Source organism: Agarivorans sp. Alg241-V36 (assembly GCF_900537085.1).
In the GTDB taxonomy this organism is placed as follows: Bacteria; Pseudomonadota; Gammaproteobacteria; order Enterobacterales; family Celerinatantimonadaceae; genus Agarivorans.
In genome coordinates, this window is the sequence record NZ_UNRE01000002.1 from 267722 (window position 1) to 284998 (window position 17277).

Sequence of the window (17277 nt, forward strand, 5' to 3'; positions counted from 1 at the left end):
AATACTAAACCGACGAAATTGTATTGGCTTGTTATTTTAAGTTAATGCTAGTTTTGGAGTTCAGCAAGTTTCAATTAACAAATTCGACTTTTTATTGCGCTAGTTCGTCTCGAGCCATTAGTACTTGTAAGCATGAAACATAGCACTGTGGTGGTTATTTACTTGTGGGAAATTGCTTTACGTCTCCACGCAGTAGCATGAGGTTCTGATTATTATTTTCTAGTTGGTTGTTAAATATGTGGATACCTGTGGCGCTTGGGTTATCCACCAATATCCCAGTTCGGCGGTGGTTAGCTATGTAATTTCTGTAGATATGAATATTGCTTACAGTGCCGCTGCCCTTGGGATGTTGGTAAATCAAAATGCCGTCTTCATCACTATGCTCAAGTCGATTATTAAAGATCTGTATGTCGCTAACGGAGCCGTTGCCTTCGGTCATGATGGCCATTGCCCCAGCCCCTTCAAATAGTCGTTTATTGCTCTGCTTGTCGAAAGCTTCGCGAATACTGTGCACCTGGTTATTATAAATTCGAATGTTTTTTACAAATGGTGGAGAGTATCCAAGCAGGCCCCCCGCATCTAAATAGATACCACGTCGATGTAAACTATGGATTTGGTTGTGGTGCACCTCTCCATTCTGCACGCCTTCTTTTAAATCAATACCCTCTCCACCATATTTGGGGTTACCGCCGTTGGTAATGAGGTTATGGCTTATCTCAAATTCGCTTACGCCATTGGCTATAGTGATGGCTTCGTTGTATCCGTTAGTGGCATGTTCATCATTGCCAATACATGCTTGCTCAATAGTGTTTCCTTCTATGAGTAGTTTGCTCAGGTTTAAATAGTTTTTGGGATCTTGTTTCCAGGCGACACCCCAAACAGCAATCCCAGATTGAACTGTGCTCACGGTACGATTATTTCTTAGGATAATGTCTTGAGTTGGTGATAATGCTGAGCCTTCAACATATATGCCGTTGAAGGCTTGTTGTATGGTTAGGCCTTCTATGGTGATAAAGCTTTGTTGTTTTATAGCGATCCCTGCGCCTCTAATTATCGTGCGATCGCGCTCACCGGGCAGGCTACGGATAGTGATCTTTTGACCTGTGGTGCCGGAGCGTTTTAGTTCGATATTGCTTTTGACAAGATAATTCCCTGGTTTTAGCCATAAAGTATCCCCCGCTTTCAGCTGGCTTACTGCGTGCTGTAAATCTCCCCAAGGTTGATTATTAGTGCCAAGCTGTTGCTCATTAGGGTGGGCGCTAACATAGTAATCAGCAGCCCAAGTTATTGAACCAAAAGTAAATAATCCGAAGATAATTATGCAGCGTTTAATTGTTTGCAGCAGATAACGGGGTTTGTTTAAAACACTTGGCATAGATTTGGAATTAGGTGTTTGATTTTCTCAGTTTATTTAAAACTCGCACTTGTAGCTGTTTGTTGGCTAACAAAACATGAAAAAATCTAACATCCATTATTCTCGAATGCTTAAGAATAATCCATTTAGCGCTTAGTAAGTGGCCATAGTTGGTAGCTAGGTGGGCGTTGAATAGAGCTTGTTTACCGTGGTGCTACAAAATGTAAGCCTGTTTCAAGTGCCAAATAGCGGCAATGCTAAAAAAACTTAGCTATTTAGCCTTTTCATTGCGCCTAACTATGTTTATTCGCTGCTTAATTGGTTAAAATTGCGCGTTTTTGGTACTTCGACGTAGGTCATTGCAAGATGTTTGAAATTAATTCGGTGAACAACTCACTAGCAGATATTAAAGAGCGCACAGAAGTGCTCCGGGGGTATCTTTGACTACGATGCAAAAGCAGAGCAGTTAGAAGAAGTCAGTCGCGAATTAGAACAACCAGAAATTTGGAATGATCCAGCGCGCGCGCAAGCCTTAGGCAAAGAACGCGCAGGTTTAGAATTGGTGGTAAAAACCATCGATAACCTTACTCAAGGCATCGAAGATGTGGCGGGTTTGGTAGAGCTAGCCGTTGAAGAAGAAGATCAAGAAACCTTTGATGAAGCGCAGGCTGAAGCTGAAGACTTAGTTAAACAGCTTGAGAAACTCGAATTTCGCCGTATGTTTGCCGGCGAAATGGATGAGAGCGATTGCTACATTGATATTCAATCAGGCTCTGGTGGCACAGAGGCTCAAGACTGGGCCAATATGATGTTACGTATGTACTTACGTTGGTGTGAAGCTCACCAGTTTAAGGCCGAGTTGGTTGAAGTGTCTGATGGTGATGTTGCTGGCATTAAAGGCGCAACCATTAAAGTAAGTGGCGAATACGCTTATGGCTGGTTGAGAACTGAGACCGGGGTGCACCGTTTAGTGCGTAAATCGCCTTTTGATTCTAGTGGTCGCCGCCATACCTCTTTCGCTTCTGCTTTCATTTATCCAGAAATTGATGACAGCATTGAAGTGGATATTGACCCAGGTGATTTACGGATTGACGTATATCGCGCCTCGGGAGCGGGTGGTCAGCACGTAAACAAAACCGAATCAGCAGTGCGTATTACCCACTTGCCCACCAATACTGTGGTGCAGTGTCAAAGTGGCCGCTCGCAGCACAAGAACAAAGATGAAGCAATGAAGCAGCTAAAAGCTAAGTTGTTTGAACTAGAATTGCAAAAGCAAAATGCCGAGAAAAAAGCGGCAGAAGACAATAAATCGGACATTGGCTGGGGCAGTCAAATCCGGTCTTATGTATTAGATGATTCAAGAATTAAAGACCTTCGCACTGGCATTGAGAACCGTAATACTCAAGCTGTGTTAGATGGTGATTTAGATAAATTTATAGAAGCTAGCCTTAAGTCAGGGCTGTAACGAGCAAGGTTTTCACATGTCGGAACAAACAGAACAAAGTCTGGAACAAGCAGCACAAGAAGAAAATAAACTGATCGCAGAGCGTCGCGCTAAGTTAGACAAAATTCGCGAAACTTGCTCGGCTAACGGCCACCCAAATGACTTTAAACGTGAGCACTTAGCTGACGATTTACAGCAACAATTTGGCGAGCAGTCTAAACAAGACTTAGAAGCTGCAGGTAATGTAGTGGCTATTGCTGGCCGTATCATGGCAAAGCGTGGTCCATTTTTAGTTATTCAAGATGTGTCGGGTCGTATTCAAGCCTATGCGCCAAAGCCTGTACAAAAAGAGCTGAAAGAAATTGGTGGCCTAGACATTGGCGACATTATTGGTGTGAAAGGTGCGTTGCACAAATCAGGTAAAGGTGACCTTTACGTGAACATGGACGAGTACGCCTTGCTCACTAAAGCCTTGCGCCCTCTGCCAGAAAAGTTTCATGGGTTAACCGACCAAGAGCAGCGCTACCGTCAGCGTTACGTTGATTTGATCGTGAACGACGATTCACGCCAAGCCTTTGTTGTGCGCTCTAAGTTGGTTGCCGGTATTCGCCGCTTTATGGAGTCTAAGGATTTCATGGAAGTTGAAACGCCAATGATGCAAGTGATCCCTGGCGGCGCCACTGCACGTCCATTTGTTACTCATCACAATGCCTTAGACCAAGAAATGTTCTTGCGTATTGCGCCAGAGCTTTACTTGAAGCGCTTGGTGGTAGGTGGTTTTGAACGTGTCTTCGAAATTAACCGTAACTTCCGTAACGAAGGTTTATCGCCTCGCCATAACCCAGAATTCACCATGATGGAATTCTATATGGCCTATGCTGACTACAACGATTTGATGGACTTAACCGAAGAAATGCTGCGCACCGTAGCAGTTGAGGTGCTAGGTTCATCTTCTATGCCTTACGGCGATGAAACGGTTGAGTTTGCTGGTAGCTATCCACGCCTAAGCATGCTGCAAGCCATTAAGCAGTACAATCCTGAACACGCCGATATTCAAGCTTTGGACTACGACAAAGTGCAAGACCGCGAGCACATGGTGAGCATTGCTAAATCAGTTGGCGTTGAAGTAGAGAAGTTCTGGACTTGCGGTCAGCTACTTGAAGAGATCTTCGGAGAGACTGCTGAGCCTAAGCTAATTCAACCAACCTTTATTACGGAATACCCAGCAGATATTAGCCCGCTAGCGCGCCGTAATGACGACAATGCCTTTATCACCGACCGTTTTGAGTTCTTCATCGGTGGCCGTGAAGTGGCTAATGGCTTCTCTGAGCTTAATGATGCAGAAGACCAAGATGCGCGTTTCAAGGCGCAGGTTGAGGCTAAAGATGCTGGCGATGATGAAGCGATGTTCTACGACGCCGATTACATCACAGCCTTAGAGCACGGCCTACCACCAACGGCTGGCCAAGGTATTGGTATTGACCGCCTGGCGATGCTCTTCACCAACACTCACACTATTCGCGACGTAATCCTATTCCCAGCGATGCGCCCGCAAGCTTAAGCTCACAAATAACTAATTAAAGGCCATATACTTTTTAAAGTGTATGGCTTTTTTTTTGCACTTTTTCGTTATAGTAGCGATACCTAAGGCTAAGCAAACTAATAAAATGATTCGCTTAGCCAAAAGCAATAAGCGTGTTTAAGGGAGAAAGGTAGTGAAAATGCTGTTGTCAGGAATAGTAGTGATTGTGTTGGTTGTGCTTGGGTTCATGGTTTATAAAAACCTTAGTACCCCAAGTGATCTCGGCTTGCAGTCGGGTCGACTCGCGCCATTAGCCAGTTCACCAAATGGCGTATCGAGTTACGCTGAGGGTGACAAAAAAGTAGCCGCCCTGCCATTTAAAGCCGATTTGAAAAGCACTCAGCTAGCAGCCTTACGCGCTTTTGCCCACATGCCAAACAACAAAGTGATTAGCCGTGACGAGCAATATGTTCACGCTGTATTTTTCAGCCCAACTGTAGGTTATCGCGATGATGTAGAGCTGCATTTTGACCAAACTGAGCACTTAGTACATTTTCGTTCTCAGTCTCGCGTAGGTTACTCTGATATGGGTATAAATAATCAGCGATATCAAGAGTTTGCCAAGTTATATCTAGAAGCTGAGTAATTACCTACAAAAGCGTGAGCCAAGTTGCAGATAGCGCAGCTTGGCTTTACCTAATGGCTTTTATTGGCTTAGCTTAAAGTATTCTCCTAGGTAGTTGGTGATGCCGTGAAAGCATTCTTGTTTAGTGTGTTAGTCCTTTTTAGCTGTCAATCTCTTGCAACTGATTCCTCTGCAAAACCACGTTTCTTAGTGGTACCTAAAACCGTTACCAACCCTTTTTTTGATGATGTAGAAAAGGGCTGTTTACAAGCTGCCGCTGAGTTAGATGTAGAGTGTGTCTACCTTGGCCCTGAAGAAGCCGATGCCCGTTATCAAGATCAAATAATTTCTCAGCAAATTGAGCAAGGCCTCGACGGCATTTCGGTGTCGGTGATTAATTCTCGAGTACTTACTCACCGTAGCATGCAGCTTGCAAAGCAAAGTCAAATTCCGGTAGTTACCTTTGATTCTGACTTCTCCGAAAAGTCGCTCGCTGCAGATCCCAAACTTCGGCATAGCTATATTGGTACCGATAACTTTCAGTTTGGCTTTCAGTTGGGGCGTCTAACTCAGGCCTTAAAGCCGCAAGGAGGTTCCTTCTGTATTATTACGGGACATAAGGGGGCGGCCAATTTGGTGGAGCGTATAAATGGTGTATATGCCGGCCTAGGGTTTAACAATAACAGTGGTAAAAGTGACTTATGGGAAGAGCTAAGTCGCTGCCCAATATATTCCGATGACGACGCACAGCGCTCGCTTAATAATCTCGATAGAATGCTACGCCTGCATCAATACGAGCCAAAACTGCTTGATGTGATTATTACCGTTGGGGCGTGGCCGCAAACCTTGGAGTTTAAGTATTCAGACGTTGTATCGCCGCATATTGATAGCTTGGCCTCAAAGCGCTTATTGCTTATTTTTGGCGATACCCTCGAAGTGCAAAAGCGCCTTTTAGCGCAAGGTTTAGCTCATGGCAATGTTGGTCAATCACCCTATGATATGGGCTATCAGTCCATTTATACCCTGTATAGCATTCACCAAGGTAAAGCCGTGGAAGAGTTAATACACACTAAGTTAGAACGTTGTGTATTTGGTCAAACGCCCCTTTGCCAATAGCATGCTCACCAAGCTTGCGGTGATAAAGGCTGTTGCTCCTTAGAAGCTAAAGATCCGCAGTGAGCTAGCGGTTATTCTCCAAGCAATAAGCCATTTATACTTGATAAAGCCTTACATTTGTAAGGCTTTATTTACAGGAAAACGGCAATAAATATAATGTGTTGCCTAACTTAATTGATTTTTTTATCATTAATTTGGTAAAACCTTTTATCCACTGACGCCTATTGCCTGTAGTGATGGGTGCTTTCATTGAATAAAAGGGTGTATTAATGAATAAGCAACAAGTGAAAAGAGTATTAATAAGTACCGTTATAGCTATCTCGGGCGGTGCTCTGGCACAGGGCGACGTGCATTGGGGATATTCGGGCCACCAAGGACCAGAGCATTGGGGTGAGTTAGCCCCAGAGTTTAGCCTGTGCACCAGCGGTAAAAATCAGTCACCTATCAATATTTCAGCAACCACCAAAGGCCAGCTACCCTCGCTAGCACTTAATTACCAAGCTTCAGGAAATGAAATCATCAACAACGGGCATACTATTCAAGTGAACTATGCACCGGGTAGCTATCTTGATATTGCTGGGCATCAGTTTGAACTAAAGCAGTTTCATTTCCACTCTCCCAGTGAAAACACATTAAGAGGCAAGTCCTTTCCCTTGGAAGCGCATTTTGTGCATGCCGATTCAAAGGGTAATTTAGCTGTTGTTGCCCTTATGTTTGAGCAAGGCAATGAAAACCAAGAGTTAGCTAAAGCATGGTCTCAGCTACCTCAGGAGGCGGGGCAGAAGGCGCGTTTAGCTACGCCGATAAATGGCCTAAATATGCTTCCGAGTAAGCACGATTACTACCGCTTTAATGGGTCTTTAACTACTCCACCTTGCAGCGAGGGGGTTAGGTGGATAGTGCTGAAAAATGCAGTTAGTGCATCTAAACAACAAATAAACGATTTCAGCTCGCTTATGAAACTTCCAAACAATCGCCCAGTTCAAGGCATCAATGCACGTTTAATTGTGGAATAGAGTTGTTATCAATCATGCGAGCAGCGGTGGCTGTTTGCTTGAGCCCCTGTGAAAACCCTAAAATCTATAATAATACAAATAGTCAATGAGTAGTTTTATATATTGCTGAAAAGTAGATCTACATAGGTAGATTTTGTGAAACATTCATGAAACCGGTTTATTTTTTAGAGTTTCTCTATTTTTTGTCTATTGTTTATTTTGTTAATAGTTTACCTGTCCATCAAAACCAAAAGGAGTTACTTCAAGATGAACACCAATAGACTCGGGACTAATTACCCAAGCAAAATAGCTAAACGCTTTAATCTATTAAGTTTAAGTACTGCTGCAGGCCTACTGGCTTTATCCAGTCTGCCAGCAATGGCTGGATTCACTACTTCGGGAACTCAGCTGCTAGACGCCAATGGCCAGGAGGTCATTATGCGCGGAGTGAACCATGCCCATGCTTGGTACAACTACCGCCAAGGGGCTTTTAGAGACATCGCAGAAGCGGGTGCTAATACCGTAAGAGTGGTGTTGAGTGACGGCCAGCAGTTTGCTAAAAACGATGCTGAGGATGTCGCCAAAGTAGTCAAAATGTGTAAGTTAAATCGCTTGGTGTGTGTGCTTGAAGTGCATGATGTGACCGGCTCGGGAGAGAAGGCTGAAGCAGGAGACATCCAAACTACTGCGGCATACTGGGTCGAGCTTGCCAGTGTACTGCAAGGCGAAGAAGATTACGTGATTATTAACATTGCTAATGAGCCTTTTGGCAACAATGTGCCCGCAGAAACTTATGTAAATGAGCATAAAACGGCCATCGCAACTTTACGTGAAGCAGGGTTTACCCACACCTTAATGGTTGATGCCGCAAACTGGGGACAAGATTGGCAAGAAATTATGTTGGATAATGCCTCGGAAGTCGCCTCGGCGGACCCGTTAAACAATATAATGTTTAGTGTGCACATGTATCAGGTTTATCAGTCTCGCGAAAAGATTGAGTCCTATGTTTCTACATTCTTAAACCGCCACAATATGCCGCTGATCGTGGGTGAGTTTGGTATGGATCACCAAGGGCAGGATGTGGACGAAGATGCTATTTTAGCCGTAGCCGAAGAGTACAAAATTGGTTATTTAGGTTGGTCTTGGTCGGGCAACACTGCACCGGGCACCTTCGAATTAGATATGACAGTTAACTTTGATGCCAGCAAGCTAACCACTTGGGGGGAGCGTTTGATCAATGGAGTAAATGGTATCAAACAAACTTCGGTGTTGGCTTCGGTATTTGATGGCCAAGAACTGCCAGTGATTCAACAGTGTGATTTTTACGGCACTATCGTACCAATTTGTTTGTATGAAGATGCTGGGCACTCTCAAGAAAACGGCGGTAACTGTGTAGGCTATACCATGTGTAGTGAAATTCCTGCTGGTTCTGGAGGAATAGTAGATGGTCCTGTAGACCCAACAGACCCAACAGACCCAACAGACCCAACAGACCCAACAGACCCAACAGACCCAACAGACCCAACAGACCCAACAGACCCAACGGACCCAACTGTTCCGGTTGACCCCAGCGCGGCTTGTAAACACCTCGTCGTTAATTCTTGGGACGGTGGTTTCCAAGGTGCCGTGGTCATTACTAATAATGGCAGCGAGGCGATTAATGGATGGGAAGTTAGCTGGGGCTATAGTGATGGCTCTGCGATAAGCAGTACTTGGAATGCTGATGTGCTAACAGCTGAAGGCTATACCGCATCAAACCTTTCTTGGAATAGCACTATCGCAGCTGGAGAGTCTGTTGAGTTTGGCTTTACCGGAACTGGTGCAGGAACGGCCACAGCAGTCAGTGGTAGCGTTTGCCAGTAAACGTTTGATTTGGCAGAGTAAAAGCCATACTTAGTATGGCTTTTATGTGAATCGGCAGTGCCGCTTAGGCTAATACCATGGGGGCGGCGACAAGCTCGGCGCTCTCTTGATCCTTTAGCTGAGCGATTAAGGCTAGGCTGAATTCAATGGCTGTGCCAGGCCCTTGGCTGGTGATGAGCCAATGGGCTTGATCAACCACCACTCTTTCTTCACTTAATTGGCTTTGCGGCAGTTGCTGCTGAAGCCCTGGGTGGCAAGTAACATCGGCATCGCCAAGTAGTTGGTGCTCTGCCAGTACAATCGCTGGCGCCGCGCATATGGCGGCTAGCCATTGTTTAGCCTTACGTTGCTTGAGTATGTTAATGAGTGATTCACAGTCGCGAAAGGCTTCACTGCCGGGAACGCCGCCGGGCAGAACCAGCATCTGGTAGTCTGCTGGGTCTATATCGCTAATATGCAGATCGGCCACTAGTTTTACGCCGCGAGAGGCCACAATTTCTAAGCGCTTGTCAGCTTCTATACTCACTACATCAACGGTAATTTCTGCTCGGCGTAATACGTCGATAATGCTCACCGCTTCTATCTCTTCACTGCCAGAGGCTATGGCTACCATTACTTTAGTCATTGTGCTTCTCCAAGCGCTGAATCTGTTGCAACAGATGCTGATTGTGTGGGCAGGCAAAACCATGTTTAACAGCCTGCTTCACCACATATCCATTAATGTAGTTTATTTCACTCGTCCGTTGATGATGGATGTCTTGCTGCATCGATGAAAAATTGTTGGCGGTGGCGCTTGCTACTTGCAGTACTGTTTGTTGAAGCTCTTCGGCGCTGAGTATGATTTGTTCAGATGCAGCCACTTGGCTAACTTCTTGGCAGAGCGCGCTGATCGCTGGCTGAAACTCTGCACTTAGCAGTTCGCCATTTCTACAGTTGTGCAAAGCGGTGAGCGGGTTAATACAGCAATTGATCGCCAGTTTTCGCCAAAGAAAAGGGTAAATATCACTTTGCCAATTGGCACTGGGTAAGGCTTGCTCAAGTTTTATGAAGTCTTTGGGTTTAGCAGCGTTCTTAAGGTAAGGCCCAACGATTAAGTGACCTAATCCCGTATGCTTAAGCTTAAGTTGGATATTGGCTTTTTCTTCAACTTTTTCTTGTATCAGCGCACCGTGAGTATTGCTCGCCAAATATAGCTGCTGTGGTAATAGCTTTTCTAAGATCTCTTGGTGTGACCCCATGCCATTAACCACTAACATCAATTTGCAGTTGCTTGGAATAACAAGTGAGGATAAAGCGCTGTTAACTTGATGGGCTTTCACACAAACTAGTAAGCTACGACACGCGGGTAAGCGATTGTATAGCTTAAACTTATTGTAAACTAGCCCTTGCTCAATACTATCAACTTGCAGTTCAAGCGAGCTGGTTTGGCTTAGGCGCGAGTCAACAAAACATAGCTGCTGTTTATTTTGGCTAAGTAAGCTGGCAAATAGGCCGCCAACAGCGCCTGCGCCAATGATTGCATAGTCGTACATCTAAGGTTGTTAATCCTTTAAGTTTGTTCACACTAATCTAGGTGTTTTGGCAGGTACTTAGCATTAATCGCTGCTAGCCTAGTCGCAAGTGATACTCTTTTTGTGCTATCGAGATATAATGCAGCAATTTTCGCAGAAGACCAGATTTTAGGGGAGAGAAAACATGCCTTCATTTGACATTGTTTCTGAGATAGACGCTAACGAAGTTCGCCATGCTTGTGATAACGCAATACGTGAGCTAGAAACACGCTTTGACTTTCGTGGCGTTGAAGCCAGCTTCGAATACAAAGACGAGTCAATTAAAATGACTGCCGAAGCTGAATTCCAGCTACAGCAAATGCTACATATCTTGCGTGGCACCTTAGTAAAACGTTCGGTAGATGCTAAATCGATAGACTTAGCCTCAGTAACCCGCAGCGGTAAAACTCACTCTCAAGTAGTTAACTTTAAAAATGGTATCGACCAGCCTACTGCCAAAAAAGTGGTTAAGCAGATTAAAGATGCCAAGCTAAAAGTGCAGGCTTCGATTCAAGGTGAGCAAGTTCGAGTTACCGGTAAAAAACGTGATGACCTGCAAGCCGCTATGGCTTTGGTTCGCAGTGGTGAATACGACCAGCCTTTTCAGTTCAATAACTTCCGCGATTAAACGGCCCTTGCTTATTGAATAAACTAAACCGCCAATTGGCGGTTTTTTTGTGCTCTTAGTTAAGCTTAAAAAACTTTTAGAAAAATATTCCACAAAGTGTCCAAGTATTAATTGCTGAAACGTCATTACTATGTCGGTGAAGTATGCTTCACTGATTAATATGAATTTTAATGGAGTGAAATGATGAGCAATAAACAATATATGTGTTTACTTCGCAGCGGCTCTGGTGGTTGTGAACAATTATCTGCCAGTGATATGGAAGTGATGTACGCCAAATTTAACGCTTGGCAAACTAAGTTTGCCGACAACATTGTGGATATGGGCGGTAAGCTAGGAAGCGAAGGGGCGGTTGTTAATCGTGATGAAGTTAAAGATGGTCCTTTCATTGAGGTAAAAGAAATTGTTGGTGGATATATGTTAATTACCGCCAGCGATTTAGCAGAAGCCATCGAGGTGATTAAAGCGAGCCCTATGGTCGAAAATGCAGATACCAGTATCGAACTGCGAGAAATAAGCAAACCTTGAGTTCGCATGGGCAAGTAGAGCACTTATTTCGTCACGAGTATGGCCAACTCGTGGCGCTATTGGTGCGCCGCTTTGGTTTTAACTATTTTGATCAAGTAGAAGATGCAGTGCAGTGGGCGATGACGCAAGCATTAGATACCTGGTTAAAACAAGCGGTGCCAGACAAACCTTCTGCTTGGTTGTATCAAGTCGCTTTGCGTCATTTGTTGTCGCAATTTCGCCAGCAGCAAACTCACTCGAGCTTGCTGGATCAATCTGCAGAGCAACATGGCGAAGAGTTCGATGAACCGCCCCTTAGCAAGGAGCTCAATGATGCCTTGTTGCGGATGTTGTTTGTTGCCTGTGACGATAAGCTAGCGGTGGAATCGCAACTGGTTTTCACCCTAAAAAGCTTGGTAGGTTTTAGCATTAAAGAAACCGCCTTGCGGCTTTTTATCAGTGAAGCTAATGCCTACAAGCGTTTTAGTCGCGCCAGAAAACATCTACAACAACAGCCACTTCAGTTGGACAGCTTGAGTGAACACGATTTGCAAAAGCGCCTGCCAGCGGTGTATCGAACCTTATATTTGCTGTTCACCGAAGGCTATTTGTCTTCTCATGAAGACCTATCGATTCGCCAAGACTTATGTGAAGAAGCTATTCGCTTAACTGAGCGACTAAGCCAGCACCCACTAGGAAATTGCCCCGAAAGCTATGCCTTGTTAGCACTGATGCACTTAAACACCGCTCGCCTAGCTGCCAGGCAGCAGGGAGGCGAATTGCTGCTGTTGGAGGAGCAAGATCGTAGTAACTGGGATCAGCAACAAATAGCCTTAGGTTTACGTTGTTTGCAGCGCTCGGCGCAAGGAGAGCATATATCGCGCTACCACCTGGAAGCTGGCATTGCCGCTGAACATTGTCTAGCAGCATCTTTTTCCGAGACCCGTTGGCACAAAATCGTTGAGTCTTATCTCTTGCTTGAAAAACTTGCACCTTCACCGTTTCATATTCTTAATCGGGCGGTGGCCTTGGCGCAATGGCAGGGGGCAGAGGCTGGCTTAGCGGAGCTAGAAAACAGCGAAATACCGGCTTGGTTAAGTCGCTCTTATCATTGGTATGCGGTGTTGGCTGACTTACAGCTTCGCAGTGGTGATGAACAAACAGCTCAGAGCAACGCCCAGTTGGCCCTTAGCCATGCTCCCAGTGAAAACATTCGGCGCTTGTTGGCCAAGCGCTGGAGATTGTCGCCTCTTAAAGACTAGGCTTAGCTCTGTTTGCTGGAGGCGTTGTGTGCCAGTATCTTGGTAAAATAGCCCTTTAAGCTAAGTAACATAATCAGGCTTGGGATGACCATTACCGCAGTTAAGATGAAAAATAGCGGCCAAGACTCTAAGTAATCTGCCAAGCTACCGCTGAAGGAGGCGAGGGTGGTGCGTCCCAAGTTCCCCAAACTAGCTAACAAGGCATATTGAGTTGCAGAAAAAGCTTGGCCGGTTAACACCGTTAAAAATGATACAAAAGCCACGGTTGCAAAGGCACTAGTAAAGTTATCGACGATAATGGTGGCTAGGAATAATTGCTCATTTGGGCCAGCTGAGGCAATCCAAGCGAACATTAAGTTGCTGCTAGCCATGGCGATACCACCCAATATTAGCCCTTTAATAATGCCAAAACGCACATTAAATGCACTGCCAATAATGGTGAATACTACGGTGGCTCCCCAGCCGATAAGCTTAGAGTAATGGCCAATTTGCTCATTACTAAAACCCACTTCGCGGTAAAAGGTTATCGACATTCGGCCTAAAAAGGCTTCGCCAATTTTGAACAGAAATACAAACAGCAACAAGGTGATTGCTACTCGCACGCCATTACGACGGAAAAAATCTAAAAAGGGTTCGGCCACAGTTACTGTTAGCCATGCTAGCAAGGGCGATCTTGTGCCAAGGTATTCGGCATGGCGTTGCTCTGCTTGTTGTTGCAAGGCTTCGCGGTTACTTACAGGTTCCTTCACTAGCACGGTAAATAGCATCAGCAAGGCCACAATAAAACACATACCTAAATAGACGCCGTTCCAACCGATGCTGTCGGCATTAATGAAGGCTAGGTAACCCGGTAAGGAATAGCCGGTCCACCAACCAATCACAGCCATGGCCGAGGCTTGCGGTAAGCGGTGTGACTCTGCATTGGCGAAACTGTCGATACGGTAGGCATCAATGGCAATGTCTTGAGTAGAAGATGCGGTGGCAATGCACAAAGCAAGCAGTGAGGTAAATACTAGGCTGTTGGCTGGATCAAACTGGGCAATGCCAAAAGTACACAGTAAAACGATGCCCTGGCAGAGAAAAATCCAACTGCGGCGTTGGCCAAGCCATGGGTATAAAACTGGCAGCTTTACCCTATCTACTAGCGGTGCCCATAAAAAGTTAATGGCATAAACGGTAAATACTGAACCAAAAAAACCAATGGCTGAGCGGGATAAACCGGCATCGGTAAGCCAGCCCGACATGTTTGAACCAATAAGTACCCACGGAAAACCGCTGGCACAACCGAGCATAAATACCCAAAGCAATCGTTTATCTAAATAAGAACGTAAGGTCTGAGACCAATTAAGCGATGAGTTCATTTATAGCTCGGTTAGTAAGAGGCGAGATTAAGGCTGGCTTTCGTCAACAATTAATACATCTTCGATAATGACTTTTTCCATCGGAACATTGCGCATTCCAGGGATTGGTCCGGTTTTGGTTGGCTTGTTTGCGATTCTATCGACCACATCCATGCCAGAGGTGATTTCAGCAAATACGGTATAGCCAAATTTGTTAGCGCTGCCGTCTAAGTAGCTATTGTCGTTAACGTTAATAAAGAACTGGCGAGTAGCGCTGTGTGGGTCGTTAGTACGAGCCATTGCTACTGTGCCGCGCTTATTGCTTAAGCCGGTTTTCGACTCATTTTCTACAGGACGGTAGGTATCTACTTTCTCGTAATTTATTGAGTAGCCACCGCCTTGCACCATAAAGTTAGAAATAGTGCGATGAAACAAGGTGCCTTTAAAGCTGCCATCTTCTACATATCGCAAAAAGTTGGCTACAGTTTTAGGCGCTGCTTCAGCTTTTAGTTCCATTTCAAATTCACCTTGATTGGTGATGAATTTTAAGGTTTGAGCGCTAGCGCTAAGGCTTAAGCTGGCAAAAACGAACGCAACTAAAGTGCTGCGAATAAGGCCCAAGTTCATAATTGATACTCCAATACTTCAATAAGTTGCGGGTCGTTGGCGATTTGCGTTAGTAATTCAGACAGCTGTGAGCTCATGGCTTCACTTTGTTTAGTTACATTGACGGAAAACGCGCCTTCGTTAGTGTGGGTAGAACGAAACTGTTTAGTTAAGGTTTTGTGTGGGGTATCGATAGTGACCTTTAAACGCATGGTTGAGCTGGCGGCATGTTTAACGCTGCTTTCTTCTACCTTGTTGGCAAGCTCTAGTATATCGATAGTAATCAGGTTTGGTGAGTCTGGTACAAAACCAATACCTTGTTGTTGCCAGGCAGCAGCAAGTTGTTGCTCGATGCTTTGGCGTAAGTTGCTACTGCTTGAGATTAGCTCGGCTTGTTCTTCACCTTCTTGGTGAATGCTAATTAAAAAGCGATTGCTGCGTAGATCTTGAGATTTTATTGCTGCAATTATTGAGTGTTGAGCCTGGTCATTCACTTCAACACTTGGGCTTAATGCTACTTGTTGCGGTTGGCTGCTACAGGCGCTAAGGCCTAATACGCCGCCTATTAGCAAAGCGGGCAATAAAAACTGAGTTTTCAAGTTGTTCACCTTAATGAGTGGATTAACGCTTAGTGCAGCTCAGAATAACAAATTTGCTATTACTCGCCAGTAACTTATAACCGCCAAAGTAAGATTTTAACAGTGGGTGATAGCCCAAGTGTCGATTGGCCACCACGATCAAGCGCCCGTTACTGCGCAAACAACGCTTAGCATCTCGAAACATTTGCAGCGCAATATGGCTAGAAATGGTGTTTTGTTGATGAAAGGGTGGATTACACAACACTAAGTCGGCACTGCCATCGGCTTGATGCTGTAAGGCATTGTCATGATTGAAGCTACAGTCGTTGATACGCTCGGGAAAGTTAAGCGCCACATTGTTTTTAGCCGAGGCTAGCGCCATTGCTGATTCGTCACAAAAAGAGACCTGAGCGTTGGGGTAGTGTTTGAGCGCTTGCAAACCGAGCAGGCCGTTACCACAACCCAAATCGACAACCTGATTAAAATCACCTTGCGGGAAGTTGTCTAACAAAAAACGACTGCCAATATCTAACTTGCCAAAGCAAAACACATTGGCGTGGTCGTTCAAGCTAAATTGGTGCTCAGCCACCTTCCATTGCTTAGGATAAGGATTAGCCGAGTGAATACCTTGATAGTGACCAAACAGCAGTCGTGCTTTTTTCTTTGCTAATGAGGTTGTGACTTTGCCAAGGTGTTTTTCAAACAAGGAGAATACTGACTTAGGCAAGTTCTTTAACATGACTCCGCAGGCAAATAGGCTATCTGCCGATAGTATCTGCTGCAATGCTATCAGTTGATATTCCAAATAGTTGAGGCTTTTGGGCTGGCGCATTAACACCAACTCACATGCGGGAAGGCTATCGGTGCTGCTTAGTCGCTGGAGCCGCTCATTAGCATGAAGATTATTCGCTTGTAGGTTCTCTGCTAAGGCTTGCTGAGCAATAAAAGAATCGCTTAGCCAATGTATTTGGCTATTGGCAAATTGGGGATGAGCGAGTAGTGCACAAGCCAAGGCGCCAAATTCATCATTCATGATGAGTATTTGCTGAGGCACGCTAGTTTGCTCAAAGGCAAAGTTGAGCATTAATTCGTCAGCTGCATTCCATGCTTGTAAGTCGCTAGCCGCTTGTTTTGGGTAGCGCGATAAGCTCAATTTGAGCGAGTTAATTTGCAATTCATGACTCATATTGGATTTGTATGCTGCAGGCCTTGATTAGTGGCAGCAGTGTATCTAAGTTGGGGGCTAAACTAAAGCAACACCCATATGGAAATAGGCTGTCGTACGTGGTGCTAGCAGAAGATACTAAACTAGAAGACATTGTTCATCATCAGCGTTGGTTAAAGGCCGAATATGCTGAAGCGCTTTATCGACAATCGCTTAGTGGTTTACCGTGGCAACAACATACCATCAAACTATTTGGCAAAGCTTGCCTTGAGCCGCGGCTATCCTTGTGGATTGGTGATGCAAATACCGCCTATCGTTATTCCGGTGAGTGGCGTAAACCAATGGCTTGGCCGAGTTTTTTATTACCCTTAAAGCTCGCAGTACAGCAAAAAAGTGGTCATCAGTTTAATAGTGTATTGCTCAACTACTATCGAGATGGACACGATTACATGGGCTGGCATAGTGATAACGAAAAACAATTGGGTAAACACCCGGTGATTGCTTCGCTAAGTTTGGGCCATGCTCGACGTTTTTTATTTCGCAATAAATCAAAAGACCAACAACATGAGTATTTATTAGAGCAAGGTGATTTACTGGTCATGAATGGTTTATGCCAAGACCAGTGGCAACATAGCCTGCCTAAGGCTTTACGAGTAAAACAGCCGAGGATCAATTTCACTTTTCGTTATACAATGCCCAATGACTAATTAATACAGGAAGTAATG

General features: G+C 44.9%; 17 protein-coding genes. 10 read left to right on the forward strand and 7 right to left on the reverse strand.

Annotated elements, in window-relative coordinates; genetic code table 11:
• Positions 1-154: 154 nt before the first annotated feature.
• Positions 155-1375 (reverse strand): right-handed parallel beta-helix repeat-containing protein, encoded by a 1221-nt coding sequence (locus G6R11_RS05670; protein WP_163132118.1) that lies wholly within the window; start codon positions 1373-1375, stop codon positions 155-157.
• A 345-nt stretch (positions 1376-1720) separates the two neighbouring features.
• Here G6R11_RS05670 and prfB point away from each other — a divergent pair.
• The 6 genes from prfB (at position 1721) to G6R11_RS21925 (ending at position 8919) form a co-directional block, all read left to right on the forward strand.
• Positions 1721-2819, forward strand: a protein-coding gene (gene prfB, locus G6R11_RS05675) for a peptide chain release factor 2 (RefSeq protein ID WP_163132119.1) whose coding sequence is annotated in 2 segments (ribosomal slippage) — positions 1721-1795 and positions 1797-2819 — 1098 coding nt in all. Because the reading frame shifts where the segments join, the coding sequence is not laid out codon by codon here.
• A gap of 16 nt (positions 2820-2835) precedes the next feature.
• The gene (gene lysS, locus G6R11_RS05680; protein WP_163132120.1) at positions 2836-4359 is read left to right on the forward strand and encodes a lysine--tRNA ligase; all 1524 of its coding nucleotides are present in this window, start codon (positions 2836-2838) and stop codon (positions 4357-4359) included.
• 160 nt (positions 4360-4519) lie between these two features.
• On the forward strand, positions 4520-4966 hold the full coding sequence (locus G6R11_RS05685; RefSeq protein ID WP_240352416.1) for a DUF1499 domain-containing protein: 447 nt from the start codon (positions 4520-4522) through the stop codon (positions 4964-4966).
• Positions 4967-5071: 105 nt separating this feature from the next.
• The gene (locus G6R11_RS05690; RefSeq protein WP_163132122.1) at positions 5072-6061 is read left to right on the forward strand and encodes a substrate-binding domain-containing protein; all 990 of its coding nucleotides are present in this window, start codon (positions 5072-5074) and stop codon (positions 6059-6061) included.
• A gap of 269 nt (positions 6062-6330) precedes the next feature.
• On the forward strand, positions 6331-7077 hold the full coding sequence (locus G6R11_RS05695) for a carbonic anhydrase (RefSeq protein ID WP_163132123.1): 747 nt from the start codon (positions 6331-6333) through the stop codon (positions 7075-7077).
• 246 nt (positions 7078-7323) lie between these two features.
• Positions 7324-8919, forward strand: a complete 1596-nt coding sequence (locus G6R11_RS21925) for a cellulase family glycosylhydrolase (protein ID WP_163132124.1) — start codon at positions 7324-7326, stop codon at positions 8917-8919.
• Between the two features lie 64 nt (positions 8920-8983).
• Here G6R11_RS21925 and G6R11_RS05705 read toward each other — a convergent pair whose 3' ends face one another.
• Together G6R11_RS05705 and G6R11_RS05710 are read right to left on the reverse strand one after the other, a co-directional pair.
• A complete protein-coding gene (locus G6R11_RS05705) occupies positions 8984-9544 on the reverse strand; it encodes a DJ-1 family glyoxalase III (RefSeq protein ID WP_163132125.1) in 561 nt (186 codons plus the stop codon).
• Entirely contained in the window at positions 9537-10451 is a 915-nt protein-coding gene (locus tag G6R11_RS05710) for a ketopantoate reductase family protein (RefSeq protein ID WP_163132126.1), read from the reverse strand. The genes G6R11_RS05705 and G6R11_RS05710 overlap by 8 nt, the downstream gene beginning before the upstream one ends.
• A 163-nt stretch (positions 10452-10614) precedes the next feature.
• On the opposite strand from G6R11_RS05710, the gene G6R11_RS05715 reads away from it, so the two are divergent.
• The 3 genes from G6R11_RS05715 (at position 10615) to G6R11_RS05725 (ending at position 12863) form a co-directional block, all read left to right on the forward strand.
• On the forward strand, positions 10615-11097 hold the full coding sequence (locus tag G6R11_RS05715) for a YajQ family cyclic di-GMP-binding protein (protein WP_163132127.1): 483 nt from the start codon (positions 10615-10617) through the stop codon (positions 11095-11097).
• 183 nt (positions 11098-11280) lie between these two features.
• Positions 11281-11622, forward strand: a complete 342-nt coding sequence (locus tag G6R11_RS05720; RefSeq protein WP_163132128.1) for a YciI family protein — start codon at positions 11281-11283, stop codon at positions 11620-11622.
• Entirely contained in the window at positions 11619-12863 is a 1245-nt protein-coding gene (locus G6R11_RS05725) for an RNA polymerase sigma factor (RefSeq protein ID WP_163132129.1), read from the forward strand. The genes G6R11_RS05720 and G6R11_RS05725 overlap by 4 nt, the downstream gene beginning before the upstream one ends.
• 2 nt (positions 12864-12865) lie before the next feature.
• On the opposite strand, the gene G6R11_RS05730 is transcribed toward G6R11_RS05725, so the two are convergent.
• The 4 genes from G6R11_RS05730 to G6R11_RS05745 are packed head-to-tail and all read right to left on the reverse strand — an operon-like array spanning position 12866 to position 16573.
• Positions 12866-14224 carry an MFS transporter gene (locus G6R11_RS05730; RefSeq protein ID WP_163132130.1) on the reverse strand — a complete coding sequence of 453 codons (1359 nt, stop codon included), beginning with the start codon at positions 14222-14224 and terminating at the stop codon, positions 12866-12868.
• A 27-nt stretch (positions 14225-14251) separates the two neighbouring features.
• Positions 14252-14830, reverse strand: coding sequence for a peptidylprolyl isomerase (locus G6R11_RS05735; protein ID WP_163132131.1), 579 nt, complete (start codon positions 14828-14830; stop codon positions 14252-14254).
• Entirely contained in the window at positions 14827-15408 is a 582-nt protein-coding gene (locus tag G6R11_RS05740) for a YajG family lipoprotein (protein ID WP_163132132.1), read from the reverse strand. The genes G6R11_RS05735 and G6R11_RS05740 overlap by 4 nt, the downstream gene beginning before the upstream one ends.
• A gap of 22 nt (positions 15409-15430) precedes the next feature.
• Positions 15431-16573 (reverse strand): methyltransferase, encoded by a 1143-nt coding sequence (locus tag G6R11_RS05745; protein ID WP_163132133.1) that lies wholly within the window; start codon positions 16571-16573, stop codon positions 15431-15433.
• Between the two features lie 11 nt (positions 16574-16584).
• Here G6R11_RS05745 and G6R11_RS05750 point away from each other — a divergent pair, with 11 nt between their 5' ends.
• On the forward strand, positions 16585-17259 hold the full coding sequence (locus G6R11_RS05750; RefSeq protein ID WP_163132134.1) for an alpha-ketoglutarate-dependent dioxygenase AlkB: 675 nt from the start codon (positions 16585-16587) through the stop codon (positions 17257-17259).
• The last annotated feature ends 18 nt before the right edge of the window (positions 17260-17277 follow it).

What these genes read in the sequence shown, in the direction of transcription:
- G6R11_RS05670 (WP_163132118.1), bottom strand. Translation starts at nt 1,375, where the DNA reads ATGCCAAGTGTTTTAAACAAACCCCGTTATCTGCTGCAAACAATTAAA.
- lysS (WP_163132120.1), top strand. Translation starts at nt 2,836, where the DNA reads ATGTCGGAACAAACAGAACAAAGTCTGGAACAAGCAGCACAAGAAGAA.
- G6R11_RS05685 (WP_240352416.1), top strand. Translation starts at nt 4,520, where the DNA reads ATGCTGTTGTCAGGAATAGTAGTGATTGTGTTGGTTGTGCTTGGGTTC.
- G6R11_RS05695 (WP_163132123.1), top strand. Translation starts at nt 6,331, where the DNA reads ATGAATAAGCAACAAGTGAAAAGAGTATTAATAAGTACCGTTATAGCT.
- G6R11_RS21925 (WP_163132124.1), top strand. Translation starts at nt 7,324, where the DNA reads ATGAACACCAATAGACTCGGGACTAATTACCCAAGCAAAATAGCTAAA.
- G6R11_RS05705 (WP_163132125.1), bottom strand. Translation starts at nt 9,544, where the DNA reads ATGACTAAAGTAATGGTAGCCATAGCCTCTGGCAGTGAAGAGATAGAA.
- G6R11_RS05710 (WP_163132126.1), bottom strand. Translation starts at nt 10,451, where the DNA reads ATGTACGACTATGCAATCATTGGCGCAGGCGCTGTTGGCGGCCTATTT.
- G6R11_RS05715 (WP_163132127.1), top strand. Translation starts at nt 10,615, where the DNA reads ATGCCTTCATTTGACATTGTTTCTGAGATAGACGCTAACGAAGTTCGC.
- G6R11_RS05720 (WP_163132128.1), top strand. Translation starts at nt 11,281, where the DNA reads ATGAGCAATAAACAATATATGTGTTTACTTCGCAGCGGCTCTGGTGGT.
- G6R11_RS05730 (WP_163132130.1), bottom strand. Translation starts at nt 14,224, where the DNA reads ATGAACTCATCGCTTAATTGGTCTCAGACCTTACGTTCTTATTTAGAT.
- G6R11_RS05735 (WP_163132131.1), bottom strand. Translation starts at nt 14,830, where the DNA reads ATGAACTTGGGCCTTATTCGCAGCACTTTAGTTGCGTTCGTTTTTGCC.
- G6R11_RS05745 (WP_163132133.1), bottom strand. Translation starts at nt 16,573, where the DNA reads ATGAGTCATGAATTGCAAATTAACTCGCTCAAATTGAGCTTATCGCGC.
- G6R11_RS05750 (WP_163132134.1), top strand. Translation starts at nt 16,585, where the DNA reads ATGCTGCAGGCCTTGATTAGTGGCAGCAGTGTATCTAAGTTGGGGGCT.